Source organism: Thermococcus eurythermalis (assembly GCF_000769655.1).
GTDB classification, from domain to species: domain Archaea; phylum Methanobacteriota_B; class Thermococci; order Thermococcales; family Thermococcaceae; genus Thermococcus; species Thermococcus eurythermalis.
This window is the reverse complement of record NZ_CP008887.1, coordinates 149,998-175,131: the sequence shown is the minus strand read 5'-3', so window position 1 is coordinate 175,131 and position 25,134 is coordinate 149,998. Positions and strand designations below refer to the sequence as shown.

The window sequence follows — 25,134 nt, the reverse complement described above, 5'->3', positions numbered from 1 at the left end:
GGGCCGTGCATAGGCGAGCTGGTCCAGAAAACGCCCCGCCCGGTGGCAACTAAGCCGCCTGGTGGATGGCTCGGCTCGGGGCGCCGACGAAGGGCGTGGCAAGCTGCGATAAGCCCCGGCGAGGCGCAGGCAGCCGTCGAACCGGGGATGCCCGAATGGGACCTCCCGCGGCTTTGCCGCACTCCCAGTCGGGAGGGGGAACGCGGGGAATTGAAACATCTTAGTACCCGCAGGAAAAGAAAGCAAAAGCGATGCCGTGAGTAGGGGCGACCGAAAGCGGCACAGGGCAAACTGAACCCCGGGCCGAAAGGTTCGGGGGATGTGGTGTTGTAGGGCCCCCGAAGGAGCCCTGGGGGCGAAGCCGAAGTCCGCTGGAACGCGGCGCCGTAGAGGGTGAAAGCCCCGTAGGCGTAAGCCCCCGAGCTCCTGGGGTGTCCCTGAGTACCGTCGGTCGGATATCCGGCGGGAAGCTGGGAGGCATCGGCTCCCAACCCTAAATACGTCCCGAGACCGATAGCGAACTAGTACCGTGAGGGAAAGCTGAAAAGCACCCCTGGCGGGGGGTGAAAAGAGCCTGAAACCAGGCGGCGATAGGAGGGTGCGGCCCGAAAGGGTTGACCCTCCCCGAAGGAAACACGGGCGACCGTGGAGTACGAGGGGAGGTGACCGGGGTTGCACCGTCCGTCTTGGATCACGGGGCAGGGAGTTCACCCGAGCGGCGAGGTTAAGGGGGTCAGCCCCGAAGTCGCAGGGAAACCGACAGGTCCGCAGCCCGTAAGGGCGAGGGACGGGGTGTGAAAGCGCCCGGAGTCGCTCGGGTGAGACCCGAAGCCGGTCGATCTAGCCCGGGGCAGGGTGAAGTCCCTCAACCGAGGGATGGAGGCCCGATAGGGGTGCTGACGTGCAATTCGCTCCCGTGACCCCGGGCTAGGGGTGAAAGGCCAATCGAGGCCGGCGATAGCTGGTTCCCGCCGAATTATCCCCCAGGATAGCCCGGCCGGAGGTAGGCGGTGGGGTAGAGCACTGATTGGGAGTTTAGGGGGCGAAAGCCTCCGGCTCCCTGTCAAACTCCGAACCCACCGCCGCCGTAGATGGCCGGAGTAGGGGGGCGGTGTAAGCCGTCACCCGAGAGGGGAACAACCCAGACCGGGGTTAAGGCCCCAAAGTGCCGGCTAAGTGTTACTCCAAAGGGTGTCCCTGGCCTTAGACAGCGGGGAGGTAGGCTTAGAAGCAGCCATCCTTTAAAGAGTGCGTAACAGCTCACCCGTCGAGGTCAGGGGCCCCGAAAATGGACGGGGCTTAAGCCGGCCGCCGAGACCCCGGCGCACGGACCGATTGGTCCGTGATCGGGTAGGCGGGCGTGCCGATGGGGCGGAAGCCGGGCCGTAAGGTCCGGTGGACCCGTCGGTATTGTGGATCCTGCCGGGAGTAGCAGCATAGCCGGGTGAGAATCCCGGCCGCCGTAGGGGCCAGGGTTCCACGGCAATGTTCGTCAGCCGTGGGTTAGTCGGTCCTAACCCGACCCGTAACTCGGCGTCGGGGAAAGGGAAACGGGTTTATATTCCCGTACCGCGGTGGTAGGCGCGGCAACGCAAGCCCGAGGGGTGACGCCTCGGGGTAGGCGGACCGGCCCACAAGGCCGGCTAAGCGTATAAGTCCGGGGAGTGCCGTAATGGCGAGAACCGGATGAAAGCGCGAATGGCCTCCCGTAAGGGGGGTTCCGCCGATCCCTGGGGCCCGTGAAAAGCCCCTCGGGAACGATCCACCGCGACCGTACCGAGAACCGACACTGGTGCCCCTGGGTGAGAAGCCTAAGGCGTGTCGGGGGAAACCCAGCCGAGGGAACTCGGCAAATTGGCCCCGTAACTTCGGGAGAAGGGGTGCCTGCGGGTGCGTAACCCGCAGGTCGCAGTGACTAGGGGGGCCCGACTGTTTAGTAAAAACACAGGTCCCAGCTAGCCCGAAAGGGTTTGTACTGGGGCCGACGCCTGCCCAGTGCCGGTATGTGAAGCCCGGGTACAACCGGGTGAAGCACCGGTAAACGGCGGGGGTAACTATAACCCTCTTAAGGTAGCGAAATTCCTTGTCGGTTAAATGCCGACCTGCATGAATGGCGTAACGAGGTCCCCACTGTCCCCGGCTGGGGCCCGGCGAAACCTCTGCCAGGCGCATATGCCTGGGACCCCCGGTGGGAAGCGAAGACCCCATGGAGCTTTACTGCAGCCTGCCGTTGCCGTACGGCGGGGGGTGCGCAGCGTAGGCGGGAGGCGTCGAAGCCCGCCCTCCGGGGCGGGTGGAGCCGTCCATGAGACACCGCCCACCCTCTGCCGTACGGCTAACCCCCGGAAGGGGGGGACAGCGGTAGGTGGGCAGTTTGGCTGGGGCGGCACACCCTCGAAAAGGTATCGAGGGTGCCCTAAGGTCGGCTCAGGCGGGTCAGGAATCCGCCGTAGAGTGCAAGGGCAAAAGCCGGCCTGACTGGACCCGTAACAGAGGCGGGTCCAGCCGCGAAAGCGTGGCCTAGCGAACCCCTGTGCCTCCCCGGTGGGGGCCAGGGATGACAGAAAAGCTACCCTGGGGATAACAGAGTCGTCTCGGGCGAGAGCCCATATCGACCCCGAGGCTTGCTACCTCGCTGTCGGCTCTTCCCATCCTGGCCCTGCAGCAGGGGCCAAGGGTGGGGGTGTTCACCCATTAAAGGGGAACGTGAGCTGGGTTTAGACCGTCGTGAGACAGGTCGGATGCTATCTACCGGGGGTGCTGGCCGCCTGAGGGGAAGGCTCCCCCAGTACGAGAGGAACAGGGAGCCGCGGCCTCTGGTCTACCGGTTGTCCTACAGGGCATAGCCGGGCAGCTACGCCGCGTCCGATAAGGCCTGAAAGCATCTAAGGCCGAAGCGGTCCCCGAAAATAGGCGGCCGTTCCTGGGCGTTTGGGCCTGGGCGACCGGTCCGTTGCCCAGGACGAGGGCTCGGGAAGAAGACCCGTTTGATGGGGCGGGGGTGTAAGCGGGAAGGGAAACCGACCCGTTCAGCCTGCCGCTCCCAACAGCCCGAGTGCCCCGGGCGGGGCGTCTGAGAGACCAGCTCGCCTATGCACGGCCCTCATCATGACTTAACTCAACTCTTCTGCAAGTTTCAACCCGCAAAAATTAAAATTCTCCGCGATACATTTTCCTGGTGATTTTCATGAGACTGTTCGTTCTCGATTTGGACAGCACCCTCTGGGACCATGAGGACGCTTCTGCTTTAGTTCTGCCTTACGAGTTCAGCGGTGATTGTTTAACAGACTCCCTTGGCCAAGAGCTCTGCCTCTTCCCTGGCGTCCGCGGGTTCCTCGAATGGGCGAGCGAAAGGTTTGTTCTAAGCATTGCGAGCTGGAACATCGAGGAGAGGGTAAGGCCGATTCTCGAGGGCTTTGGTTTATGGGACTACTTTGTCTTCCCGAAAATTGAGGGCCATCCTGACAAGGGTGACATGATTCGGAGAACCATTGAAGAGCTTCGTTCAATCGGCTATGATATCGACGACATCATCTACATTGACGACAGGGCCATTCACATCGATGGTGTCAAAATGGCCGTTCCTGGCGTTGACTTCATCCACATGTGGGTCGATGCAAAAAGCTTTGAAGAGCTAATGGAACTCCTCGAAAGAATGGGGTGATAGTATGGAGCTGCTGATAGTTAAGGACAGGCGTATTGACTACGACGGTTCGGCCATTGGTAGCCACTGGGCATACAGAAACTTCGGCCTGCTCGGCAACTCGCTCGTGGTTTTCCGCGGGAAGTGCGACGTCAAAGTGGAAGAGATGATCGACATCGAAGACCTTAGGCAGAACAAGGAGATAAAGAGCGACGACATGGTTCACTACATCATAGAGGTCTTTGACCTCGTAAACACCCTCTTCGCTTCGACGCTCCAGAAGCTCTTCATAGCGAGGCTCTGTGAGGTTCTCGGTGAGTACGGCATCAAGACAATGCGCAAAGGCGACGACATCTACGTTAACGGCAGGAAGCTCAGCATCTCGATAGCAACCGTCTCGCCGGTCAGCGTGAAGATTCACATCGGAATAAACGTCGAGGCAAAGGGAATTCCGGAGGGCGTGGAAGCAACAGGTCTCAGGGAAATTGGCATCACCGACGTTGAAGAATTCATGGAGAGAACGGGAAGGGCCCTGGTTGAGGAGTTCAAAAAGGTGAAAAAGGACAGCCTGAAGGTCAGGTGGGCTCAGTAGAGGGGGAACAGCAGACTACCAACGAGGGGCACCGCCAGATTGTCATCGACCCATGGCTGGTACTCTGCGAGCATCAGCACCACTGCCCATATCACTTTTCTTATTGCTTCTCCCTCAAGGAAAATGAACGCTATCACGAGGGCCGTCGCCAGATACGCCAGGCTCCCGGTCCAGTGCTTCTTGAGCTTCACCTTGAGCCCGTTTCTCCTGAAGTAGAAGTGTCTCACGACTCCCGTAACGCCGTCGCTGATTGCCATCACAAGGAGCAGGGCGGTTGCGTAGTCCCTCGGCAGGAAAAACGTGATGGCCGTAGCAGAGAATGCGAAGAAGACCTCCCCGTAGTTGTGGTTGAGCTGGTACCAGCTGAGCTCTTTATGCTTTAGGTGTGTCGCCAGCTGGACGATTCCAAAGAGGGCAGCCGCTGGGCTGAAGATTTCCTTTGGAATCATGCCGTAGTAGAACAGCAGGGCCGCGGGCACGATGCTGAAGTGTATAAGCTTTCTGTTTATCCACGCCCATTCTGGCCCGAGTTTGCTGGTTAGAAATATCGTGATTATGATACACGAAGCCGCTATTGCAACTCCCAGTGCAGTTTCAATCATATCAGTTTTCACCAAAAGAAAAATGAGGTTGAAACTAAAATATCTTCCGCTCCTCACCCAAACGTCCCGCGCACCTTCTCAAGGGCGTTTACGAAGTCCGTTGCGTGGACTAAGATGTACCAGTCGTCAGTCCTCGTGAGCTCGCCTCTGGACTTTCCGACGAGCTCTCCGTAGAGGCCCTGGATTCTGACTCTTGGCGCGGTCGTAGAGAGCTTAAGGGTAACCTCAACGGGTTTTCCGTTCTCCCAGACGATTCCGACCCTGAGGCCGGCCTTGGTTTCCTTCCTCTTCCTCAGACCGAGCTTTAGGTAGCGGAGCCTCTCCTCTGGGACGCCGTTCTCCTCCGCCTTTTCCCTCAGGTACTCCTCCGCGAGGGTTAGACCGTGTAAGCCAAAGGCGTAGCCGAAGACTGGGATGCCGAGGTCTTTCCTCGTCCTGCCCTTGTATGCGTAGACTTCTATCCTTCCTCCTGAGCCCTTTGAGGCGGTGTAAATACCGCTGCCTTCCCCTTTAAACTCACTCAGCCAATCGGCAAGCTCCCCGTACGCTGAAAACGGCAGTGAAAAGCTCGCCCACGTTCCCCAAATCCTTGGTGGGACTGATAGGAACCCGAGCTCCTCGAGGTGGTACTCGAAGGGTTTCGGCCTTATCACGAGAAAGCCCTTCTTGGTAACCTCGAACTCGATGAGAGTTTTCTCTTCTGGAATCACCGCGAATTTGTCCTTTATCTCAAAATCCGTTGCCTTCAGCAGCCTTCCGCGCCTCAGCTTTCTGCCCTCCCTCGAGCTTGAGACCACAGGAACGGGAGTTTTCTTTCCTGTTTCCTTGTCGTACGGCACCTTAAAGCCGGCCTTGAGTAATTCCTCCTGAATCTCCAGCGACGCCGGAAAGAAAACGTTCATTCTCCTCAATTCGAACTCCATAGCGTTCACCTTTTACATTGTTCAGTAGTTTTTACTCTTCGTGCTTATAAGTGTTTCTCTTAGGGAGTTGTTTGACTGGAGGCTAACCTTAAAAGCCCTTTCGAGGAGCTAAGCGCGGTGGTGAAGATGGTTCACTGGGCGGACTACATGGCGGAAAAGATTATCCGGGAACGCGGTGACAAGGAGGAGTACGTGGTCGAGAGCGGGATAACCCCGAGCGGTTACGTTCACATTGGGAACTTCCGCGAGTTCTTCACGGCCTACATCGTGGGCCACGCCCTCCGGGACAGGGGAAAGAAGGTCAGGCACATCCACATGTGGGACGACTACGACCGCTTTAGAAAGGTTCCAAAGAACGTCCCGGCTGAGTGGAAGGAGCACCTAACCAAGCCCGTCCGCGAGGTTCCCGACCCGTGGGGGTGTCACAACAGCTACGCCGAGCACTTCATGGAGAAGTTCGAGGAAGAGGTAAAGAAACTTGGCATTGAGGTTGATTTCCTCTACGCGAGCGAGCTCTACAAGTCCGGTGAGTACGCGGAGGAGATAAGGACTGCCCTGGCCAAGCGCGATGAAATCAAAGCCGTCCTCGACAAGTACCGCGAGAGGGCCAAGCAGCCGCCCCTCGAAGATGACTGGCAGCCGGTCATGGTCTACTGCCCGAAGTGTAGGCGAGAGGCGAAGTTCGTCTCGTGGGACGGCGGGTGGAAGGTTAAGTACCGCTGTGAGCACTGTGGCGAGGAGGGGGAGACCGACATAAGGGAGGGCAACGTTAAGCTCCGCTGGCGCGTTGACTGGCCGATGCGCTGGGCCCACTTCAAGGTGGACTTCGAGCCGGCTGGAAAGGACCACCTCGCCGCTGGAAGCTCCTACGACACCGGAAAGGAGATTTCCGAGAAGGTCTTCGGCTGGCCCGCCCCGATGACCCTCATGTACGAGTTTGTCGGAATCAAGGGACAGAAGGGCAAGATGAGTGGCTCAAAGGGTAACGTTATACTCCTCAGCGACCTTTACGAGGTTCTCGAGCCGGGAATAATCCGCTTCATCTACGCCAAGGCGAGGCCCAACAAGGAGCTCAAGATAGACCTCGGTCTCGGCCTTCTCAACCTCTACGACGAGTTCGACAAGGTCGAGAGGATTTACTTCGGCCTTGAGCACGCAAAGAACCCCGAGGAGGAAGAGGAACTCAAGAGGACCTACGAGCTGTCGATGCCGAAGGTTCCGGAGAGGCTTATCGCTCAGGCGCCCTTCCGCTTCCTCGTCACCCTCGTCCAGATGCCTCACCTCGACGAGGAGGGAATAATCAGGGTTCTCAAGGAGCAGGGCCACGTTCCCGAGAACCTGAGCGAAGAGGACATTGAGAGAATAAGGCTCCGCATCAGGCTCGCCAGGAACTGGGTCGAGAAGTACGCCCCCGAGAACGTCAAGTTCAGCCTGCTTGAGGAAGCGCCAGGGCTCGACCTAAAGCCCGAAATCAGGGAGGCGATGATGGAGCTGGCAGACTGGATCGAGGCACACGAGAAGTTCACGGTTGATGAGCTCAACAACGCAATCTTTGACGTCGCCAAGAAGCGCGGAATCCCGAGCAAGGAGTGGTTTAAGGTTCTCTACAACGTCTTCATAGGCAAGGACCGCGGGCCGAGGCTTGCCCCGTTCTTGGCCTCGCTCGATAGGGAGTTCGTCCTCAAGCGCCTCCGCATGGAGGCCTGATTTGTTTTTGTTTCATTTCTTTGGCTCGTAAACCTGAAGGTATGTGTGCTCGTTTATCTGCTCCTCTCCAATCTTTCTGAAGTAGAGCTTTGTCAGGAGCTCCACCGCAGTCTTTCCCCAGACGTTGAAGCGAACCCTGAAGGACTTCTCCTCGCTCTGGAACTCTATCAGGACGGTCTTCTCCTCTCTATCCGGCAGGACTTTGCTTATCCAGTACTCTGCCCCGACCACCTGTCCGTTCATGAGGACTGGGAGCAGGGCTCTGAGGTCTGTGAACTGGAGTAGGAGCCTCCCACCTGGCTTCAGCACTCTCGCTATCTCGCGGAAGGCCTTTCCAAGGTCAAGGGGCTCAAAGTGCACGAGATTGTCTATGAAGAGGACGTAGTCGAATGAGTCGTCCTCAAAGGGAAGCTCCTTGGCGTCGGCTTTGATAAACTCTACCTTTGAGCCCTTCTCTTTGGCAAAACCCCTCGCGAGGGAGAGCATGTAGTCGCTGTTGTCGGCTCCGATAACTGTAAAGCCTAAGTCTTCGAGAAGGAAGGAAAAGCCCCCTGCACCGCACCCGAGGTCGAGGACTCTTCCCTTTTTCGTCATGAACTTCATGAGGAGGGGCTCAAGGTTTTCGATTCTTCTCCTGTACTCTTCTGAATGGACATCGCTGTATGTCTTGAAAGCCGAGTAGTACTCCTCGAACGTCATATTTTTGGGTTCTCGCAATCCCTTAAATATGTATCCTAGGCCCCGGCTGGAGGTGTCTTGGAAATTGAATGGAATTCTCGAACTAAGGATGGAAGGCTCATAATTTTCAGAAAACCCCTTGTTTCAGCGAATTTTTTTGAGCTTAGCTTTTTATTGTCTCGCTCCAACCCATGTAGGTGGTGTTTATGGAGTTTAACCTTATAATTACCGGGGTCGGCGGCCAGGGTGGTCTGACCCTTTCGAGGATAGTCGGGAACGCGGCGATGGTAGAGGGCTACAACGTTCGCATCGGCGAGACCCTTGGAATGAGCCAGCGCTACGGAAGCGTCCTCAGCTACCTCCGCTTTGGCGAGGAGGTTTATTCTCCTCTCATCGGGGAGGGGGAAGCGGACCTAATGCTCGCCCTTGAGCCCGCAGAGGCTCTGAGGAACGCTCGGTTTTTGGGAAAGGAGAGCGTGGCAATCGTCAATGCTTATCCGATTCACACCGCGACGACGCTCGTCGGAAAGGAGCGCTACCCTGAGCTTGAAGAGATAAACGAGGCCCTTGGAAGAATCTGCCCCGTCCACATGTTGGACTTCCAGCGCGAGGCTGACGGGATAAACCCCAGGACCCTTGGCGTCCTGATGCTCGGCTATGCCTATGGCAAGGGCCTCATTCCGCTCAAGCGCGAGAGCCTCCTCGAGGGGATAAAGCTCACCCTGCGCGAGAAGCTCTGGGAAGTGAACTTCAGGGCCTTCGATAGGGGAGTCGAGCTCGCAGAGGAGTGAACTTTTCCCTCTCTTCTTCCTTTGGGACACTTCACTCGTTGTGTTTTATGAAGAGGACATAGAACATGACCGTTGCTACGGCGTACAGGATGGCTGTGGCGTAGAACGGGTAAGCGAGGGAGACTGCAAAGAGCGTCCCGCCGATGGAGTTTCCTATTCCGCGCATGAACGTCGAGAATGCCTGCCTTATCCCGTTTGCTGTTGCCTTTTCCTCGGCCCTGAAAAAGCCCATCATGAACGAGTCGTTTATCGGCCAGATTATGTTCATGAGTATTGCCCTGAGCACATAAACCGCTCCCGCCAGTGCGAACGTCTCTAGGGACGGAAACACGACGAAGAGGAGCGTTGCAAGCCCCTGGAATGACGTTATAACCCTGACGGGCCCGTACCTCCTGACGAGCTCGGGCAGTCCAAACGAGCCGAGGCCCATCGCCAGCTGCTGGAAGAAGAAGACCCAGCTTATCGCCTGGAGGGTTTCCCCGAAGCGCTTCTTGAAGTAGATGCTCATGAAGGGTATGGTTATCCCCGCACCGAGGCCTATGAGGGCGCTGGGCAGTGAAAACTTGAGGATTTTTATTACCAGGTCTCTTTCCCACCTTATCTTTCTCTCCCTGACCTCGACGTCATGGACGAGGAGCAGGGCAGGGATAACAAAGACGAACTGGAGGATTGAGAAGGAGAACGTTATTCTGTAGGCCGTTTCCTCTGCGAAGGATAGTCTCATTAGATATTCCGGTAGAAAGCCCGCTAGGAGTACTCCAAGCGAGTTGAAGAGCGTTCCAAGGCCGAAGCTCTTGGAGAACGCCTCGTGCCTCATCTCGCCTGGAACGAGCTCGCTCAGGTAGGCGTTGTAGTTCGGCTGCCTTAGCCCCATGTTCACCCCCACGAGGACGAACCCGAGGAACAGGATAAACGTGTTCGGCGCGAGAACCTGCAGGAGCCTCCCGATGAGCCCGGCGAACGCGCTCAGGATGAGAGTCTTCTTGTATCCGAGCCTTAGGGAGACATATCCTGCCAGAAGGAAAAAGAGCCCTCCTACAGTCGTCTGGGTCGAGAAGAACGCTCCCATTTCTTTCTCGTTGTAGCCAAGGGCGGTCAGGTAAAACGGCATTATGAAGAACGAGAACCAGAGGAACGTCTGTCCAAGCGCGTTTGCCCCGATGAGTATCTTCGCGTCCCTGCCGTACTTGGAGAGCATAGTGAAACGTCCCTCATAGCGCTTATAAGTTTATCGAAGTGAAGCCTTTAACGGGCTATCTCTATATAGCGTGGGTGGCTTGATATGGAGTTCCGCAAGATACAGTTTACCGGACGAAGCTCATACATAATTTCCCTTCCAAAGAAATGGGTGAAGGAGCACAACCTAAAGCAGGGTGATACCGTACCGCTGACTATAAACCCGGACGGCAGTATAACAATCTTCCCTAGCGAGCCTAAAGATGTGAGCGAGAAAAAAGTCCTGGCGCTCTCCGAGGAGTTCTCGCCCGATATGGCGATAAGGCTCGTTATCTCCGCCTACATCCAGGGCTACGATGTCCTTGAGATAAGGCTCCCCGGGGAGATGCCGATCTACAAGGTCAAAATAAGAAAGGTGCTTCAGAGCCTTCCCGGTGTCGAGATAATCCTCGACGAACCGATGAGGATTGTTGCAAAGAGCCTTCTCGACGAGGACGAGGTCAACCTGGCTGAGCTCCTGTGGAGAATCAGGTCCATTATCCTCTCGATGCTCGGCGACCTTGAGCTCCTCATCGGCACCGGGGACGGCGAGATAAGGCGTGACATGAACGACCTCGAAAACGAGCTTGACAGGTTCTACTTTCTGATAGTCCGCACCGTGAACAGGCTGCTGAGCAAGCACACGGTTGTGGAGGAGAGTGGAATCGCCAGGAGGACGTTTGACCTCATGGGGATTCTATTCATCGCCAGGAACATCGAGAGGATAGGCGACCACATAATCAGAATCGCGGAGAACCCCGATGATATTGACGTCCAGTACCTCCGGGAGAAGTTCGAGGCCATGGTTGCGCAGATAGAGAAGCGCGACCTCAAGGCGATAGACAAGCTCATGCTAGAGCTCCGCGCCACGATTAAAGCGACCGACTACAGGCAGTCCATTGCCAAGGAGAGCTTCAGGAGGATACTTGAGTACCTTGAGAACATCGGGGAGACTATAATCAACATGGCGATCAGCTGATTTCTTTTCGTTTCCACAACCCTTTTAACCCTTCGAGGGAACTTTCCCCGGTGGTTCTCATGGTCGCGATAATAGTCCACGGCGGTGCCGGCACAATAAGGAAAGAGGAGCGCATTCCAAAGGTCATTGAGGGCGTTAGGGAGGCTGTTCTGGCGGGCTGGCGCGAGCTCAAGAGGGGTTCCGCACTGGACGCCGTCGAGGAGGCCGTCAAGGCCCTTGAAGACAACCCGCTCTTCAACGCCGGCACCGGTTCCGTCCTGACCCTCGACGGAAAGGTCGAGATGGACGCGGCAATAATGCGCGGGAAGACGCTGGAAGCGGGGGCAGTTGCTGGCATCTGGGGCGTCAAGAACCCGATAAGCGTCGCGAGGAAGGTCATGGAGAAGACCGACCACGTGCTCCTCATAGGTGAGGGGGCCGTCAAGTTTGCCAGGCTCATGGGCTTCGAGGAGTACGACCCGGTTACAGATGAGAGGCTCAAGCAGTGGGAGGAGCTCAGGAAAAAGCTCATCGAGAAGGGGGAAACGAGGCACTGGAAGAAGCTCAACGAGCTGATCAAAGAATACCCAGAAGTCCTCAGGAGCACGGTCGGGGCGGTTGCCTTTGACGGCGAGGAGGTCGTTGCGGGGACTTCAACCGGCGGTGTCTTCCTCAAGATGTTTGGCAGGGTCGGCGACACCCCCATAATCGGCGGTGGAACATACGCCAACGAGGTTGCAGGTGCTTCCTGTACAGGCCTCGGTGAGGTGGCGATAAAGCTCGCCCTGGCAAAGAGTGCCACCGATTTCGTCAGGCTCGGTATGGACGCCCAGGCGGCAAGCGACGCGGCAATAAGCCTTGCCACTCGGTACTTCGGCCCCGACACGATGGGCATCATTATGGTAGATGCAAAGGGCAACGTCGGCTTTGCCAAGAATACCAAGCACATGAGCTACGCCTTCATGAAGGAGGGCATGAAAGGGCCGGAGGCTGGTGTTTAGTGGCCTCACTGAGGGACGTCTGGCTCCTTAACTTCTCAACGTTCTTTTTCTTCCTCGGGATAAGCGTCGTCACGCCAGTGGTCTCTCCGTTTCTCGTCAGCCTTAACGCCGAGCCCTTCCTGGTCGGACTCGTGGCGGGGGTCACATCTTTCCTCTCCCTCATCTCCAAGCCCCTAGGCGGTGCCGTTGGGGATAAAGGCTACCGCTTCCACGCCCTCGTCGGCGGTAATCTGTTGGGCCTCCTTGCGGGGGTTCTTTACGTCGTGTCTGCCCTGACTTCCAACGTCTACCTCTTCGCATTTGCCAGGGCAATTCACGGATTCTCAATGGGGCTGTTCTTCCCCTCCAGCCTTTCAACCGCAGTAGACCTGGCCCCCGCCGGCAGGGTGGGAGAGACCCTCGGCTGGCGCGGCATGATGTTTTCCCTGGGCAACATAGTCGGGCCTGCGATAGGCGGCTACGCCTCAGATTTAATCGGGTTTGGAGGGGCTTTTGCGCTGACGGCGGTGTTCTCGACAGTCGGGGCATTGCTGGCTTTCATGGCCTGGCGTGAAGTCGGGGATGTTGCAGGACACAGGGAGCACGAGAAGGCCAGCTACCGCGAGCTGTTGAGGGTAACCTTCGTTTCCGCCTCGCTGACGCTCTTCCTCTTCTCGATGAGCTATGCGGGGGTTACCACTTACCTCCCCGCCCTCTACAAGTCCCTATCCCTACCCCAGAGCCTCTTCGGTTATTATATGATGGTCATCGGGACATTTTCCTTTATGACGCGCCTTATCGGGGGCAGGAGCGCCGACAGAAGAGGGCCTCTCCCGGTGACGACCCTTGGCCTCGTCCTTCTCCTCATGGGCTACGTCATGCTTAACGTGTACACTCTTCCGCCCTACGCTTACGTCAGCGCCGCCCTCATCGGAGCGGGCTTTGGTCTGGCGGTTCCGGCGATGCAGCTGATGGCCCTCGGAAACCTGCCACAGAGAATAAGGACGATGGGCTCTGGGATATACACCATGTTCTTCGACCTCGGGACTTTAGCAGGCCAGGTGGCCCTCGGCTACGTCGCCCAGGTGAGGGACTACTGGGGCGTCTTTCCGGTTCTTCCTTTAATCCTTGGGGTTGGGTTTATAACCCTCTACGCGCCCGTTATCTGGGGGAAGTTGAATGCTCGTTAGGGTCTCCTACGGCACCGCAATCGCGATGGGGCTTATCAGGGCGAAGCTGATGGCCCGGCCAACGACTGCCTACCTAATGACATATTGGCCTGGCAAATGCGCCAACGACTGCGCCTTCTGTGCCCAGGCCCGTTCAAGCAGTGCGGACTTCAACAGGCTCTCCCGCGTCACCTGGCCTGCGTTCGAGCTTGAAGAAGTTCTCGATGCGTTTCCCAACGGCCGCTTCGGGAGGATATGTCTCCAGACGATAGACTACCCCGGAATGCTTGATGATGTTTTCACCCTGCTTGAGGCGTTTAAGCCCCTCAATCTGCCAGTCTCGGTCTCGATAACTCCCGTTGATAGGGCAACTCTTGATGAGTTCAATGGCCTTGGCGTTGACTACATTGGCGTTGGCCTGGACGTGGCAAGCAAGAGGCTGTTCAGTGAGATTAAACCCGACTTCGAGTGGGGGGAGATGTGGGACTTCGCTAAGAGAATCGTTGACGTCTTCGGGGCCGGAAGGGCGCTGGTTCACGTCATAGTGGGGCTTGGGGAGACCGACAGGGAGCTGGTCGAGACGTTTGAAAGGGCATACTCAATAGGGGCTGACGTTTCGCTCTTCGCCTTCACTCCCCTGAAGGGAACGAGGCTTGAGAACTCTTCTCCACCAAGCCTTGAGCGCTACCGGAAAGTCCAGCTGGCCAGGTGGCTCATTGAGAACGGCCTCGGGGACAGAATCATCATGGAGGGAGACTCCATAGCGGGCTTTGACCTGGACGGTATAGACGTTCCGCCGTCAGTGTTTTCCACCCACGGCTGTCCGGCCTGCAACAGGCCGTACTACAATGAAAGGCCAAAGAAGGAGCCCTACAACTTCCCGTTTCCACCGAAAAAAGAGTACGTTGAGGAGTTCCTCACCCGGTTAGGCTCTCGAAGGCCTCGTTGAGTTCGGGGAGCGTGAACTTCTCCCCGACCTCTTCTCCCCTCGCGAGCCTTATGAGGGCCATTGTAAAGCGGTACAGCTCCTCGTCGCCTTCGACGAGCTTGAGCGCTTGTTCCATGTTCTCCGCGAGTTCGGAGAGCTTGCCCTCTTTTTTGATTATCGTCAGGACGTCGCCGAGTCTCTTCAGGCCGAGCCTGTAGTGTTCTTCACTTGGAGCGCGCACAACTGCGCGGAGGGCGCACTTGACAGCTCCCCTGTAGTTGTCCTCCTGGAGGAATATATCAACGAGACGGAAGCATGCCTCAAAATACAGCTCCGGTTCAGCTTCAATGGTCTCATGGAGTATTTCATCGAGCTTCCTCTTGGCGGTTTCAAAGTCGTTCCGGTTCTCGGCCTCAAGGGCCTCGCGGAAGAGCGCGGCAATCCTCTCGCGTCCCTCACTCATGCCTCTCACCCCTGCTCTCGTGCCAGGCTTTCTCAAACTCCGGCCAGACATCCTCAAACCTCCTCTCAACGCGCCACCTTCTCCTGAAGGCGTTAAGAATGACCTGGAGGTCCCTCTTCAGCAGCCCGTAGCTCTCGGGGTTGGCTGTGGTTATGTGCTGGGCCCAGTCTATTATCAGAATGTCGTCGCCCGTCAGGACGACGTTGAACTCGCTCAGGTCGGAGTGGACTATTCCAAAGCGCACTATCTTGAGGTACTCCTCAAGTATTCTATCCAAAATGTTCTTTGCTTCCTCCTTCATCAGGTCATCGTCCCTCAGCTCCGCGAGCTCCGTCCCCTTGATGAACTCCATAACGAGAACGTGCCTGTTCCAGGCTATGGGCTTTGGAACCCTCGCAATCGGGCTGAGCAAAACAAGGGCGTCGTACTCCTTCTTTGCAATGAGCCTTGAGACGTAGAGCCAGCTCGTGTGGTGCTTGTCCGCGAAGACGTGGGAGTGGTAGCCCGCCCTCCTGGACGCGGTTCTGCCCCCTATCCTGTTGAACTTCACCGCGACCTGCTCACCGCCCGGCGTTATCCCGACGTAAACGTCCGCGTCCTTTCCGACACCTATCTGGGTGGCGCTGATGGCCTCGACAACGCCCTTCTTGGCGAGGGCCCTTATCGCCAGGGCGTCGTAGCCGTGTATCGTGAGCTGGTAGCCGATGTAGCCTATGTCGCTCCTCCGCCTGACCAGCGAGAGGTCGTCGAGCTTGCCGAGCCTGAACGATGCGGTCTCTACATCTACCCTCGCGAAGCGCGCTATGTCCTCTAAGGGCACCCACTTGTGGTGCCTCATGTTGAGTTCTACTCCCCTGAGGATTCTGAAGTCCAGGTCGCGGAGCTGTGGATATGCCTCGAGTGCCAGTAGCCTGCTGACCATTCACTCTCTCCTCCGATGAATGAGAAAAGAAAGGTCAGCCGTACATGACCTCGTGCATCGCAATCGTCTGGGCAAGCCTCTTCTCCGAGCCGAGGACTTTCTCGATGGCCTTCAGGAAGTCGTCCTGTGTAACGTATTCGCGCCTGTCCCTTATGGCGAACATTCCGGCTTCGGTCGCTATGGCCTTCAGGTCGGCTCCGCTTGCTCCCTCCGTCATCTCAGCTATGACCCTGAGGTCAACGTTCCTGAGGTTCATCTTCCTGGTGTGGACCTTGAGTATCTCAAGCCTGCCGCGGAAGTCCGGGAGCGGGACTTCTATGAGCCTGTCGAACCTGCCCGGCCTCAAGAGTGCTGGGTCAAGGATGTCGGGCCTGTTGGTGGCCGCTATGACCTTGACGTTGCCCCTTGGATCGAAGCCGTCCATCTCGGCGAGGAGCTGCATAAGGGTTCTGTTCACTTCTCTCTCACCGCCGGTGGTCTCGTCCATCCTCTTTGCTCCTATTGCATCAATCTCGTCAATGAAGATTATGGTCGGCGCCTTCTCCTTGGCCAGCTCGAAGAGCTCGTGGACGAGCCTTGCGCCCTCTCCTATGAACTTCCTGACGAGCTCACTGCCGACGACGCGGATGAAGGTGGCGTTGACCTCCCTTGCGATGGCCTTCGCCATGAGGGTCTTTCCACAGCCGGGCGGGCCGTAGAGGAGCACTCCCTTCGGAGGCTCGATTCCGACTTTCTCGAAGAGCTCTGGGTGCTTGAGCGGCAGCTCTATCGCCTCTCTGAGCTCCTGGAGCTGTTTGTCGAGGCCACCTATGTCGTTGTAGCTGACTCTGGGTCTCTCTATGACCTCAAAGCCGAGCACGCTGGGGTCCTTTTCGCTCGGTAGGAGCTCAACAATCGCCATTGTCCTCTGGTCCAGGGCAACCCTTGAGCCGGGCTTCAGCTTGTCCCTCTCTATCCACGGCGCTATCCTGACGACGAAACGCGGCCCGTTGTAGTTCTGGACTATAGCCCTCTCGTCGTCGAGGACTTCGATAACGTTGCCGGCGAATGCGGGTGGCTGCCTAAGCCGTGACATCTCCATCCTGAGCCTTGAGAGCTCCCTCTCAAGCCTCTCCTTGTCGGCCTCGAGCGTTCTTACCTGCAATTCAAGCTGCCTGATCCTCCTCTTGAGGAACGTTATGTAATCATCGTAATTTTCGTGAATGTTTGCGTCTTCAACACTCATACTCTCTCACCTCTCATACGTTCTCTCTACATGTCATTAATTAAGAGCCTTTTTAACCTTGTGGGCTCTGGAGTTATCTTGCAGGTTTTCCAACTGTCGTTGCCGACACTTTAAAGTTGTAAATATGTGCACTTATTGGCACGTTCTATGCAAAATTCTTATTAATCTTAAATCCCAATATATTCTTAGCTGAAACCGGGGTGGGTAGAATGAGAATAGAAATAAAGCTGAGGCCGGCGGTGGAAGGAACAATACTGCCTTTCAACTATAACTACGAGGTCTACACACAAATCTTGGAAAAGATATACCTGATATCCCCAGAGCTGGCCAGGGGAGTGGAAACAAGTCACACCGATTATTTCACGTTCTCGCGCATAATGGTTCGCAAAAGGGAGCTTATCCCGGAGGCGGGGATCAGGGTTCTGTCTGATGACGTGTCTCTCTACGTCTCGTCGCATTCGGCAGAGCTCATCAAGGCCGTTGCCGAGGGCTTTCTTGACGACCCTGCCCTTAAGATTAAGGACGCGACCTTCATAGCAGACGATGTTAAAGTTCTCAGAGAGCCAGAGATCAAAGATGAAATGCTGTTCTCCACCCTCAGCCCAATCATGGTCAGAACCGTCAAGTTCGTGGACGGCAGGATGAAGATTTGGGACTTGTATCCCAGCGACGATATGTTCTTTGACAAGCTCAGAAAGGTAATGCTGATGCGCTACTCCGCCATCTACGGACACATGCCCGAGGACAAGGACTTTAAGATTGAAGTCCTCAAGTTCAAGCCCGTAAGGATACTCGTTAGGGACACCTACTTCAGGAGCTCCCTCATGGTGTTCAGGTACACCGGATCGCATGAACTGGCAAAGTTTGGCTACGAGACGGGGTTTGGAGAAAAAACGAGGTACGGCTTTGGAATGGTCAAAGTAATTGACTCAGAGCCCACGCAAGAACACCAAGGGTGAACTCAATCCCCCAGACTATTGCAACGAGCCTGGGTTCGGTAACCCTGACCCTTCTCATTATTGTTCCGAGGAAGCTTGGGTATGGTGGGGCCTTGAGGGTTCCGTCTGGCAGGACTTCTGTCCTTCCGTACCTCCTGACCCCAAAGCGGACACCAAGGGCCTTTATCGCGAAGTCGAGAAAGTGGGGCACCAGCAGGATTGCAGTGTAGGTCTCAACCTTGCCTAGGATTCCGACGAGTCCTATAAGCGCCCCCAGGCTCAACGTCCCTGTATCGCCTGGGAAGACCCTGGCGGGATACCTGTTCCACCAGAGGAACCCCAAAGATGAACCGAGCCCTATGAGGGCAACTTCCCTCGCGGTGCCTTCTGTCATCAGGGCGAGAAAGCCAAGGGCTATCGCGCTCGTACCAACCTCTAACCCGTTGAACCCGGCCAGCATGTTGACGAGGTTCGCCGAGCCGGTAACGAACAGGACTGCGAAGATAGGGTAGAGTATTCCGAGGTTCAGTGTGTATCCAAATAAATCGATGCTCCTCTCTATGTCCATGAATGCAACTGGAACCGACACGAGGAGCGAAAGGACGACCTTGTGGGACTGCTTGAGGGCGACTAGGTCATCTATAACTCCCACCAGTCCAAAGAGGAGGAACACCGGGAGTATCTCTGGCTTCACCAGCGCCCCCAGAAGCCCCACGGTGAGAACTATCGCTGTGCCGCCCATCTCCGGGACTTCGGGCTTCTCCGGTTTGTGAATATCTCTGCCAACTATTCCGGCCTTTCCCATAAGCCCTCCGATGTATCCGGTGAGGACGAGCGAAAGGATTAAAGATATAAGCGTGAGTAACGCTATCATCTCGGACACCGGCTCCAGTACACTGGGGCAAAAATAAATCCTTCGGTGATATCATGGACATCAGGGCCGTTGTTTTTGACCTCGACGGGACGCTTGTGGGTGCTGAGAAGACTTTCAGCGAGATAAAGTCCGAGCTTAAAGAACGGCTGATTTCCTTAGGGATTCCCAGGGAGCTCGTTGGAGAGCTAACGCCGATGTATGAGGGCCTTATCGAGCTGTCCAGAAAAACGGGCAGACCTTTCGAAGAGATGTACTCAATTCTCGTCAATCTTGAAGTTGAAAGGATAAGGGACAGCTTTCTCTTCGAGGGGGCAAGGGAGCTCCTCGACTTTCTTGTGGGGGAGGGAATAAAGCTTGCCCTCATGACCCGGAGCTCCAGAATGGCTGCCCTTGAGGCCCTGGAGCTTCACGGCATTAAGGACTACTTTGAGATTATTTCAACGAGGGATGATGTCCCTCCCGAGGAGCTGAAACCGAATCCTGGCCAGCTGAGGAGAATCCTCGGTGAGCTCAACGTTCAACCAGAGAAAGCCATCGTCGTTGGAGACCACGGCTACGATGTCATCCCTGCCCGGGAGCTCGGCGCTCTGAGCGTCCTTGTCACCGGCCACGAGGCTGGCAGAATGAGCTTTCAGGTTGAAGCCGAGCCAAACTTTGAGGTCGAGAACCTCATTCACCTCAGGAAGCTCTTCGAGAGGCTCCTGTCGAGCTACGTTGTTGTTCCCGCTTACAACGAGGAGAAGACCATCAAGGGGGTAATAGAGAATCTTCTCAGGTATTTCAAAAAGGACGAGATAATCGTCGTGAACGACGGCTCCAGGGATAGAACGGAGGAGATAGCTCGTTCTTACGGAGTCCACGTTCTTACGCATCTCGTCAACAGGGGGCTTGGTGGGGCCCTCGGAACGGGCTTTGCCTATGCCATCAGAAAAAACGCCAAACTTGTCCTCACATTTGATGCCGACGGCCAGCACCTTATAAGCGACGCCCTCCGCGTCATGAGGCCAGTTGCGGAGGGCAGGGCGGACTTTGCGGTCGGCTCAAGGCTCAAAGGTGACACGAGCCAGATGCCCCTCGTGAAGAAGTTCGGCAACTTCGTTCTAGATGCCGTGACCGCGGTTTTTGCTGGTAAATACGTCAGCGACAGTCAGAGCGGGTTAAGGTGTCTAAGCGGCGACTGCCTGAGGAAAATCAGGATAACCTGCGACCGCTATGCCGTGTCGAGTGAGATTATAATAGAGGCCTCCAAAGCGGGCTGTAGAATCGTCGAAGTTCCTATCAAGGCTGTCTACACTGAGTACTCTATGAAGAAGGGGACGAACGTTTTAGAGGGCGTTAAGATAGCCCTGAACCTTCTCTTTGACAAACTGAGGTGATGGCTATGTATGCGGTTCAGATGATTACCCTTGCAATCGTGCTTGTCCTTGTGGTCTACGTTCTCGGCAAGTACCGCAGGGGAGATTTTGAATGGGGTGACTTCCTGTTTTGGGAGGCTCTCCTCGTAGGTTTGCTCATCGTTGCCTTGTTCCCCCTGAGGATTGCCATTGAAATTAAGGATATTCTCGGCCTGGGCAGGGGTTTGGATGCCCTCTTTGTTGTCGCCATAGGGATTGCATATCTGCTGCTCTTTAGGGTCTACCTCGCGGTGGACAGAACTGAGCGTGAGATAACCGAGCTGACCAGAAAAGTCGCCATAGAGCTGGAAGAGCTCAACAGAAGGCTTGAAGAAATCGAGAAAAAGCTCAAATGAACTCCCCGAAGAGCTCCTCGAGAAACGCCCTGACGCGCTCTTTCGGCAGTTTGAACTGCCGTATCTTCACTATTCCCTTCTCCTGGGCCTCTTTCAGCAGTATCTCGGTGGCTTCGTTGGGGTACATCTCCTCGTAGACTATCTCCCTAATCCCCGCGTTGACGACGAGTTTAAAGCAGGTGTCGCAGGGGAAGTGGGTCACGTAGAGCGTTGCTCCCTCAAGGCTTATCCCCTTTCTTGCCGCCATCGCTATAACGTTCTGCTCCGCGTGAACGGCCCTGTGGCAGTGGCCATCGACGATAAGACAGCCCACGTCAATGCAGTGGTTCATTCCCCTTGGCGCGCCGTTGTAACCGGTCGCCAGAATGTAGCCGTCCTTTACTGCAACAGCGCCGACCCTGAGCCTGGGGCACGTGGCCCTGAGGGAGACCAGCTTAGCTATCAGCATGAAGTACTCGTCCTTCGTTGGTCGTATCCGCTTTATCCTCTCGGCTTTTTCCCGATTGAGGAAAATCTCCACGCCCATATCACCGCACCCTCTGCTTGATTTCTATCAGATTGTTAATTTCAAACGTTATCCTTAGGATTCTCTCCTCGTAGCTGGGGTGTGTCTCCATGAAAAACGTGAAGCGCTTTTCCCTCTCTATCCCTGGCTCGATGCTTGGGACGCCTTTAATCTTTACGTTCGTCCTGAGGTCTTCGTAGTATTTTAACTCCTCAAGGGCCCTTTTGAGGCTCATTGGCACCGGGAGCAATGCCAGTGCAGTCTCGTCTGCCAAGAACTCTCTCGCCTTCATGAAGTCGCTCCTTGAAAGCTCGTATACCAAGTAAAGCAGGGGTGCAAGGCCTTTAACTGCAATGTTGCCTGCAATAACGAGTACCAGCGTGCTTATTATCATCAGAAACCTTCCGTAGGTTATCACCGGGAACCATATAGTGTCCCTGTTTTTTATATGGCCGAGTTCATGAGCGGCTACCACTATTATTTCGTCCTCATCAAGAACTTCAAAAAGGCCGAGTGAAAGAACAATTGTGTCTCCAAATGAGTACGCGTTTGGTATATAGTCGTCCAGCAGGTAGATCTTTGGCATTGGAACTCCGGCCTTTCTTGCGAGCTCTTCTATGCCCTTGTAGAGCCACGGCATTTCCTCCTTATCAAGGGGAATTAACCTTTCACCGAACTTATGCCTATTTACCCATACGTAAAGGATCCCCAGGGATGCAAGTATCCCTGCCACCATTGCAAGCCCGAGGTCTCCTAGAGTCCAGACTATCAGGAAGACCTCAAGTGCAAGGATGAGATAGAGCATCTTGCATCACTTCTTTTTCATCTTGGATAAATATGCGTAGGTCGCTTCTCTAAAGTTTGTCATCAGTGCGTCAAGGATCTTCTGGACAACTTTTTGCTCGAACTCTTCTCTTGTCGTTGTTATTGAGTATACGTATCTCATTCCGCCCCTGCCCCTATCGATGCCTCTCTGGAGGAGTCCCTTCTCACAGAGACGGTTCATCAGTATGCTTACCGTGGAGCGTCTTATATCGGGATGCTTCTGCTTCATATGCTCATAAACTTGGCCTGCCGTCGCCACTTTCACTTTCCACATGTGCTCCATTATCTCGGCCTCAAGTGGGGGGAGAACAGCTTTAATGCCTTCCTCGGTGAGCTTAAACTCCTGCGGCTCCATACTCATCACCTAGATTTATCTTTCTAAACAAACCTAAAAAGCTTTGTCGTGGGTTAAGCTTTTTAAGCCCTGTTATGTATTTACCCCGGGTGGGCCGGTGGCCTAGCCTGGATGGGGCGTCGGCCTCCGGAGCCGAAGGTCGCGGGTTCGAATCCCGCCCGGCCCGCCATCGAAACTTTGCCTTCGCAAAGTTTCATCAAGGTTTGTGATTCTCTTTTGAGTTGCTGTTCTTTGAGTGGATTTCTCATTGATTGCTCCTGTGGAAAGGTGAATTTCTCTAAGGGCGTCTTTTAACAAGGGGTTCAAGCTTTTAGGCGCTCCTTTGGAGCGCGGTTTAAGTAGAACTTAAGAAGAAAGTCTAAGTCATCAAGTGAATTCAGGCTTCTACCGACCAGCTTGGTTTTGAAATTATGTTACATAGGAGCTTTGAAGAGGAATCACGAGCTTTTGGTGAAGCTTTTTCCAAAAGCTTCCTGCGCAAGCGCTGGCGGAAAAGCGAGTGCCATTTTAAAATTGCTAGGCTTTTAATGTGGGTTTCTGTTTAGCCTGCTCATTTGCTAGTGTTTCACTGTAGGAAAGCGCCCTTCGGGCGCCAAAATGAATTTGAAACTGCCTGAAGGTGTTTGCCTGGGAAGTAAACTCACTTGAAGGTTGCAGTTTTGTTAGTGCACGATTGCCTTCTTGTCCGGTAGATGAGAAGGGCGTTACTTTCGCCAGCCTTTTCCAAAGGCTGAGCGAGAAGTTTGATCAAGGTTCGTAGCTCCTTCTGAAAACTAGAACTCTAGGTGATTTTTCTTTTGGATATGTGGTCTTGGAAATGAGGACTTCTTAAATTGCTCCTTTATTGTGGGGTTTAACGTTGGAATAGACGCCCGAAGGGCGTCAAAGGGGAAGCAAACCCTCCGACAGAGCTTTGTATAAACGTGTTCTCTTTGGGGACAGGGGGCTTGTGAAGAGGTAAAAATCCTGCATTACGGTTTTTGTGGGGAGATCTACGAACTTTTGGTGAAGCTTTTGGAAAAAGCTTCCGCGAAGTTTGACCAAGGTTCGTGATTCCTTTTGAAAAGCGGACTCAGTGTAACTCAGTGTAGGGGTTTCTAAACTGGAGAATCTCAACCTCCTAAAGGTCACCTGGAAGGAGAAACACTGGCGGGAGAGCGCACCAGGGACGATTTTCCTTTTAAGCTCTTGTTGCGGCAGAGATAATGTCGGACATGATAATATTCGGAGCCCTTGTCGGGGCTTTGCTTGGGGAAAAGCTTATAAATTGGCCGAGTAACGCTCACCAGAGGTTTAAAAACAACCGCCTTTCTTGGAGGTGTTCGCAGTGGCTGAGGAAATGAAGTTCGAGATACCCGTATGCACCTCATGCGGAAAGGAGATAACCCCAAGGGAGCACGCCACTCACTTCGTCTGCCCGAACTGCGGCGAAGCCATCATCTGGCGCTGCGAGTCCTGCAGGGTCCTTAGCGTCCCGTACAAGTGCCCCAAGTGCGGATGGGAGGGGCCGTAAACTAGGAGGTGAAAAGAATGGCTGACTACAACATGGTTGCGGTTATTAAGGTCATGCCGACCGACCCCGAGGTTAACCTCGACGAGCTCGAGGTCAAGCTCAAGGAGGCTCTCCCCGAGAAGTTCGGCCTCGCCAAGGTCGAGCGCGAGCCGATAGCCTTCGGTCTCGTTGCCCTCAAGTTCTACGTCCTTGCCAAGGACGAAGAGGGCTATGACCTTGAGCAGGTCCTTGAGGCCTTTAGGCAGGTTGAGAACGTCGAGAGCGCCGAGGTCGAGACCGTTTCGAGAATCTGAGGGCTCTGCCCTCCTTTTGACTTACTTCAATCCCGCTGTTTTCTCGGACTTCCAGTTTCTAACATCAAAGTGATGAGAAAGAGAGTTTTAAAAAGAGGGCTCAAAGCCCCAAGCTCAGGCTAAGCTTCGGCCTCTTCCACTCGTCAAGTATTGAGCGGAGCTCCTCGTTCTCCACTTTTGAATAGAGCTCGTCGAAGCGCTCCTTTGCCCCTTCCTCGCCGGCTCTCCAGCGGGCGAGCTCCGCTATTGCCCTGAAGAAGTACGCGGTATCGTCCTCAAACAGCTCGGCGAAGCCCTCCATGTTCCTCGCTATTACCTCGTACTCTTCCTCGTTGAAGAGGCCCTCGATGAAGTCTATGAGCGTGTCGAACACGAGCCCAAAGACATCGTCGTTCACGTTGATTGCCTTGAGCAGGGCCTCGCGGAGGGCCTTGAAGGCCTTATCGTAGTCTTCCCTGCCCGCGTGGATTTCGGCCTCGACCAGCTTGGCGTTTATCTCAATCTCATCGTCGCGCGGGTTCCTGAGGACTTCCCTGATGAGGGCCTCCGCGGTGTCGTAGTTCCCAAGCTCGTAGTGGAAGTGCGCTAAGTCTATGAGGCTTATCATGTGGTTCTTCTCGTCGTTGAGCTTCTCAAAAATCTCCCTCGCGCGCTCCATAAGCTCAATGGCCTTCTCAGTCTCGCCCAGCTCGTCGTAGTTAACCGCGAGGTTAGCCAGCGTAAGTGCTATCTCCCTCTCGTTCTTCAGGACTTCCTCCTCCAGCTTGAGGAGCTTTTCATAGGTCTCTATTGCCTTATCAGGCATGCCGAAGTGCTCGTAGGCATCGGCCAGGTAATAAAGGGCTGTTGCGTACTCCTCCGGGTCGTCCTTCTTTCTTTCAGCTACCTTTTTGTAGAGCTCAATCCCAGCCTCGGCGTCATCGAGGTGAGCGTAAACATGGCCAATCTCGTGGAGTAGGTCGTAGGGGTCGTCGCACTCGACCGCGACTTCTCCCAACTTCTTCAGCTCCTGCCTAAGGGTCTCCTCGTCCTCGATGATGTCAATGTAATCGTCAAAGAGCTCAAGCAACTTCTCACAGTCCTTCTCCGCTAAGGCCTTTTCCCATTCGGCCCTGATGTCGCTCATTTTTACATCACCGCCCTTCGGTTCGCCGAACTGGTTAAAAAGATATGGTCTCGAAAGCCTCTGACATCTGTCAAAACTATCAAAGCGTATTTGAATATTGGACAAGTTACTGTCTGATTTAATGCTATGGTTTATTCTGTTCGTCATTTTGTTTGTCGT

25 protein-coding genes, 1 tRNA gene and 1 rRNA gene are annotated in these 25,134 nt (G+C 55.2%); 15 read left to right on the top strand and 12 right to left on the bottom strand.

Annotation, left to right across the window (positions count from 1 at the left end; translation table 11 throughout):
- The first annotated feature begins 37 nt into the window (after positions 1–37).
- The 3 genes from TEU_RS00980 (at position 38) to TEU_RS00970 (ending at position 4,235) form a co-directional block, all read left to right on the top strand.
- A 23S ribosomal RNA gene (locus TEU_RS00980) occupies positions 38–3,067 on the top strand.
- A gap of 120 nt (positions 3,068–3,187) precedes the next feature.
- Positions 3,188–3,664, top strand: a complete 477-nt coding sequence (locus TEU_RS00975; RefSeq protein ID WP_050002011.1) for a magnesium-dependent phosphatase-1 — start codon at positions 3,188–3,190, stop codon at positions 3,662–3,664.
- Positions 3,665–3,668: 4 nt separating this feature from the next.
- Positions 3,669–4,235, top strand: coding sequence for a DUF366 family protein (locus TEU_RS00970; protein WP_050002010.1), 567 nt, complete (start codon positions 3,669–3,671; stop codon positions 4,233–4,235).
- On the opposite strand, the gene TEU_RS00965 is transcribed toward TEU_RS00970, so the two are convergent.
- Both TEU_RS00965 and TEU_RS00960 read right to left on the bottom strand, forming a co-directional pair.
- Positions 4,229–4,837: a diacylglycerol/polyprenol kinase family protein gene (locus tag TEU_RS00965; RefSeq protein ID WP_050002009.1), complete on the bottom strand. Its 609-nt coding sequence runs from the start codon at positions 4,835–4,837 to the stop codon at positions 4,229–4,231. The genes TEU_RS00970 and TEU_RS00965 overlap by 7 nt on opposite strands.
- A 53-nt stretch (positions 4,838–4,890) precedes the next feature.
- Complete coding sequence (locus TEU_RS00960; RefSeq protein ID WP_050002008.1) at positions 4,891–5,760, bottom strand: hypothetical protein; 870 nt, start codon at positions 5,758–5,760, stop codon at positions 4,891–4,893.
- 126 nt (positions 5,761–5,886) lie between these two features.
- Between TEU_RS00960 and lysS the strand changes: the two genes are divergently transcribed.
- On the top strand, positions 5,887–7,467 hold the full coding sequence (gene lysS / locus TEU_RS00955) for a lysine--tRNA ligase (protein WP_050002007.1): 1,581 nt from the start codon (positions 5,887–5,889) through the stop codon (positions 7,465–7,467).
- 12 nt (positions 7,468–7,479) lie between these two features.
- Here the strand turns inward: lysS and TEU_RS00950 are convergent, their stop codons facing one another.
- Positions 7,480–8,166, bottom strand: coding sequence for a class I SAM-dependent methyltransferase (locus tag TEU_RS00950; RefSeq protein WP_050002006.1), 687 nt, complete (start codon positions 8,164–8,166; stop codon positions 7,480–7,482).
- Between the two features lie 185 nt (positions 8,167–8,351).
- On the opposite strand from TEU_RS00950, the gene TEU_RS00945 reads away from it, so the two are divergent.
- Positions 8,352–8,936 (top strand): indolepyruvate oxidoreductase subunit beta, encoded by a 585-nt coding sequence (locus TEU_RS00945; protein ID WP_050002005.1) that lies wholly within the window; start codon positions 8,352–8,354, stop codon positions 8,934–8,936.
- A gap of 31 nt (positions 8,937–8,967) precedes the next feature.
- Here the strand turns inward: TEU_RS00945 and TEU_RS00940 are convergent, their stop codons facing one another.
- The gene (locus tag TEU_RS00940; protein WP_050002004.1) at positions 8,968–10,134 is read right to left on the bottom strand and encodes an MFS transporter; all 1,167 of its coding nucleotides are present in this window, start codon (positions 10,132–10,134) and stop codon (positions 8,968–8,970) included.
- An 84-nt stretch (positions 10,135–10,218) separates the two neighbouring features.
- On the opposite strand from TEU_RS00940, the gene TEU_RS00935 reads away from it, so the two are divergent.
- Genes TEU_RS00935 through TEU_RS00920 form a run of 4 tightly spaced genes read left to right on the top strand, consistent with a single transcriptional unit; the run spans position 10,219 to position 14,207 of the window.
- Positions 10,219–11,130, top strand: a complete 912-nt coding sequence (locus TEU_RS00935) for a phosphate signaling complex PhoU family protein (RefSeq protein WP_050002003.1) — start codon at positions 10,219–10,221, stop codon at positions 11,128–11,130.
- Positions 11,131–11,189: 59 nt separating this feature from the next.
- On the top strand, positions 11,190–12,110 hold the full coding sequence (locus tag TEU_RS00930; protein WP_050002002.1) for an isoaspartyl peptidase/L-asparaginase family protein: 921 nt from the start codon (positions 11,190–11,192) through the stop codon (positions 12,108–12,110).
- A complete protein-coding gene (locus TEU_RS00925; protein ID WP_050002001.1) occupies positions 12,110–13,279 on the top strand; it encodes an MFS transporter in 1,170 nt (389 codons plus the stop codon). The genes TEU_RS00930 and TEU_RS00925 overlap by 1 nt, the downstream gene beginning before the upstream one ends.
- Complete coding sequence (locus TEU_RS00920; protein ID WP_050002000.1) at positions 13,269–14,207, top strand: radical SAM protein; 939 nt, start codon at positions 13,269–13,271, stop codon at positions 14,205–14,207. The genes TEU_RS00925 and TEU_RS00920 overlap by 11 nt, the downstream gene beginning before the upstream one ends.
- Here TEU_RS00920 and TEU_RS00915 read toward each other — a convergent pair.
- The 3 genes from TEU_RS00915 to TEU_RS00905 are packed head-to-tail and all read right to left on the bottom strand — an operon-like array spanning position 14,176 to position 16,796.
- On the bottom strand, positions 14,176–14,649 hold the full coding sequence (locus tag TEU_RS00915; protein WP_050001999.1) for a tetratricopeptide repeat protein: 474 nt from the start codon (positions 14,647–14,649) through the stop codon (positions 14,176–14,178). The two genes, TEU_RS00920 and TEU_RS00915, sit on opposite strands and share 32 nt — an antisense overlap.
- The gene (locus tag TEU_RS00910; RefSeq protein WP_050001998.1) at positions 14,642–15,571 is read right to left on the bottom strand and encodes a serine/threonine-protein kinase RIO2; all 930 of its coding nucleotides are present in this window, start codon (positions 15,569–15,571) and stop codon (positions 14,642–14,644) included. The genes TEU_RS00915 and TEU_RS00910 overlap by 8 nt, the downstream gene beginning before the upstream one ends.
- A 34-nt stretch (positions 15,572–15,605) precedes the next feature.
- Entirely contained in the window at positions 15,606–16,796 is a 1,191-nt protein-coding gene (locus TEU_RS00905; protein WP_050001997.1) for a proteasome-activating nucleotidase, read from the bottom strand.
- Positions 16,797–17,005: 209 nt separating this feature from the next.
- Between TEU_RS00905 and cas6 the strand changes: the two genes are divergently transcribed.
- Entirely contained in the window at positions 17,006–17,755 is a 750-nt protein-coding gene (gene cas6 / locus TEU_RS00900; RefSeq protein WP_050001996.1) for a CRISPR-associated endoribonuclease Cas6, read from the top strand.
- Here the strand turns inward: cas6 and TEU_RS00895 are convergent.
- On the bottom strand, positions 17,712–18,608 hold the full coding sequence (locus TEU_RS00895) for an MraY family glycosyltransferase (RefSeq protein WP_050001995.1): 897 nt from the start codon (positions 18,606–18,608) through the stop codon (positions 17,712–17,714). The genes cas6 and TEU_RS00895 overlap by 44 nt on opposite strands.
- Positions 18,609–18,661: 53 nt before the next feature.
- Here TEU_RS00895 and TEU_RS00890 point away from each other — a divergent pair, with 53 nt between their 5' ends.
- Together TEU_RS00890 and TEU_RS00885 are read left to right on the top strand one after the other, a co-directional pair.
- Positions 18,662–19,984: a glycosyltransferase gene (locus TEU_RS00890; protein ID WP_050001994.1), complete on the top strand. Its 1,323-nt coding sequence runs from the start codon at positions 18,662–18,664 to the stop codon at positions 19,982–19,984.
- A gap of 5 nt (positions 19,985–19,989) precedes the next feature.
- Complete coding sequence (locus TEU_RS00885) at positions 19,990–20,358, top strand: DUF2304 domain-containing protein (protein ID WP_050001993.1); 369 nt, start codon at positions 19,990–19,992, stop codon at positions 20,356–20,358.
- Here TEU_RS00885 and TEU_RS00880 read toward each other — a convergent pair.
- The 3 genes from TEU_RS00880 to TEU_RS00870 are packed head-to-tail and all read right to left on the bottom strand — an operon-like array spanning position 20,351 to position 22,043.
- Positions 20,351–20,884, bottom strand: coding sequence for a deoxycytidylate deaminase (locus TEU_RS00880; protein WP_050001992.1), 534 nt, complete (start codon positions 20,882–20,884; stop codon positions 20,351–20,353). The two genes, TEU_RS00885 and TEU_RS00880, sit on opposite strands and share 8 nt — an antisense overlap.
- 1 nt (position 20,885) lies before the next feature.
- Entirely contained in the window at positions 20,886–21,668 is a 783-nt protein-coding gene (locus TEU_RS00875; RefSeq protein WP_050001991.1) for a M48 family metallopeptidase, read from the bottom strand.
- 6 nt (positions 21,669–21,674) lie between these two features.
- Positions 21,675–22,043: a BlaI/MecI/CopY family transcriptional regulator gene (locus TEU_RS00870; RefSeq protein WP_050001990.1), complete on the bottom strand. Its 369-nt coding sequence runs from the start codon at positions 22,041–22,043 to the stop codon at positions 21,675–21,677.
- Between the two features lie 91 nt (positions 22,044–22,134).
- Here TEU_RS00870 and TEU_RS00865 point away from each other — a divergent pair.
- From TEU_RS00865 to TEU_RS00855, 3 genes are all read left to right on the top strand, one after another.
- Positions 22,135–22,212: transfer RNA gene (locus tag TEU_RS00865), tRNA-Arg, on the top strand.
- A gap of 1,170 nt (positions 22,213–23,382) precedes the next feature.
- A complete protein-coding gene (locus TEU_RS00860; RefSeq protein ID WP_050003902.1) occupies positions 23,383–23,556 on the top strand; it encodes a zinc finger domain-containing protein in 174 nt (57 codons plus the stop codon).
- A 17-nt stretch (positions 23,557–23,573) separates the two neighbouring features.
- Positions 23,574–23,849 (top strand): elongation factor 1-beta, encoded by a 276-nt coding sequence (locus tag TEU_RS00855; protein ID WP_050001989.1) that lies wholly within the window; start codon positions 23,574–23,576, stop codon positions 23,847–23,849.
- Positions 23,850–23,949: 100 nt separating this feature from the next.
- On the opposite strand, the gene TEU_RS00850 is transcribed toward TEU_RS00855, so the two are convergent.
- Entirely contained in the window at positions 23,950–24,975 is a 1,026-nt protein-coding gene (locus tag TEU_RS00850; protein ID WP_050001988.1) for a tetratricopeptide repeat protein, read from the bottom strand.
- Positions 24,976–25,134 lie beyond the last annotated feature (159 nt).

Excerpts from the sequence above, each read along its gene's own strand:
- TEU_RS00975 (WP_050002011.1), top strand. The coding sequence starts at position 3,188 with ATGAGACTGTTCGTTCTCGATTTGGACAGCACCCTCTGGGACCATGAG.
- TEU_RS00970 (WP_050002010.1), top strand. The coding sequence starts at position 3,669 with ATGGAGCTGCTGATAGTTAAGGACAGGCGTATTGACTACGACGGTTCG.
- TEU_RS00965 (WP_050002009.1), bottom strand. The coding sequence starts at position 4,837 with ATGATTGAAACTGCACTGGGAGTTGCAATAGCGGCTTCGTGTATCATA.
- TEU_RS00960 (WP_050002008.1), bottom strand. The coding sequence starts at position 5,760 with ATGGAGTTCGAATTGAGGAGAATGAACGTTTTCTTTCCGGCGTCGCTG.
- lysS (WP_050002007.1), top strand. The coding sequence starts at position 5,887 with ATGGTTCACTGGGCGGACTACATGGCGGAAAAGATTATCCGGGAACGC.
- TEU_RS00950 (WP_050002006.1), bottom strand. The coding sequence starts at position 8,166 with ATGACGTTCGAGGAGTACTACTCGGCTTTCAAGACATACAGCGATGTC.
- TEU_RS00945 (WP_050002005.1), top strand. The coding sequence starts at position 8,352 with ATGGAGTTTAACCTTATAATTACCGGGGTCGGCGGCCAGGGTGGTCTG.
- TEU_RS00940 (WP_050002004.1), bottom strand. The coding sequence starts at position 10,134 with ATGCTCTCCAAGTACGGCAGGGACGCGAAGATACTCATCGGGGCAAAC.
- TEU_RS00935 (WP_050002003.1), top strand. The coding sequence starts at position 10,219 with ATGGAGTTCCGCAAGATACAGTTTACCGGACGAAGCTCATACATAATT.
- TEU_RS00930 (WP_050002002.1), top strand. The coding sequence starts at position 11,190 with ATGGTCGCGATAATAGTCCACGGCGGTGCCGGCACAATAAGGAAAGAG.
- TEU_RS00920 (WP_050002000.1), top strand. The coding sequence starts at position 13,269 with ATGCTCGTTAGGGTCTCCTACGGCACCGCAATCGCGATGGGGCTTATC.
- TEU_RS00915 (WP_050001999.1), bottom strand. The coding sequence starts at position 14,649 with ATGAGTGAGGGACGCGAGAGGATTGCCGCGCTCTTCCGCGAGGCCCTT.
- TEU_RS00910 (WP_050001998.1), bottom strand. The coding sequence starts at position 15,571 with ATGGTCAGCAGGCTACTGGCACTCGAGGCATATCCACAGCTCCGCGAC.
- TEU_RS00905 (WP_050001997.1), bottom strand. The coding sequence starts at position 16,796 with ATGAGTGTTGAAGACGCAAACATTCACGAAAATTACGATGATTACATA.
- cas6 (WP_050001996.1), top strand. The coding sequence starts at position 17,006 with ATGAGAATAGAAATAAAGCTGAGGCCGGCGGTGGAAGGAACAATACTG.
- TEU_RS00895 (WP_050001995.1), bottom strand. The coding sequence starts at position 18,608 with ATGATAGCGTTACTCACGCTTATATCTTTAATCCTTTCGCTCGTCCTC.
- TEU_RS00890 (WP_050001994.1), top strand. The coding sequence starts at position 18,662 with ATGGACATCAGGGCCGTTGTTTTTGACCTCGACGGGACGCTTGTGGGT.
- TEU_RS00885 (WP_050001993.1), top strand. The coding sequence starts at position 19,990 with ATGTATGCGGTTCAGATGATTACCCTTGCAATCGTGCTTGTCCTTGTG.
- TEU_RS00880 (WP_050001992.1), bottom strand. The coding sequence starts at position 20,884 with ATGGGCGTGGAGATTTTCCTCAATCGGGAAAAAGCCGAGAGGATAAAG.
- TEU_RS00875 (WP_050001991.1), bottom strand. The coding sequence starts at position 21,668 with ATGCTCTATCTCATCCTTGCACTTGAGGTCTTCCTGATAGTCTGGACT.
- TEU_RS00870 (WP_050001990.1), bottom strand. The coding sequence starts at position 22,043 with ATGGAGCCGCAGGAGTTTAAGCTCACCGAGGAAGGCATTAAAGCTGTT.
- TEU_RS00860 (WP_050003902.1), top strand. The coding sequence starts at position 23,383 with ATGAAGTTCGAGATACCCGTATGCACCTCATGCGGAAAGGAGATAACC.
- TEU_RS00855 (WP_050001989.1), top strand. The coding sequence starts at position 23,574 with ATGGCTGACTACAACATGGTTGCGGTTATTAAGGTCATGCCGACCGAC.
- TEU_RS00850 (WP_050001988.1), bottom strand. The coding sequence starts at position 24,975 with ATGAGCGACATCAGGGCCGAATGGGAAAAGGCCTTAGCGGAGAAGGAC.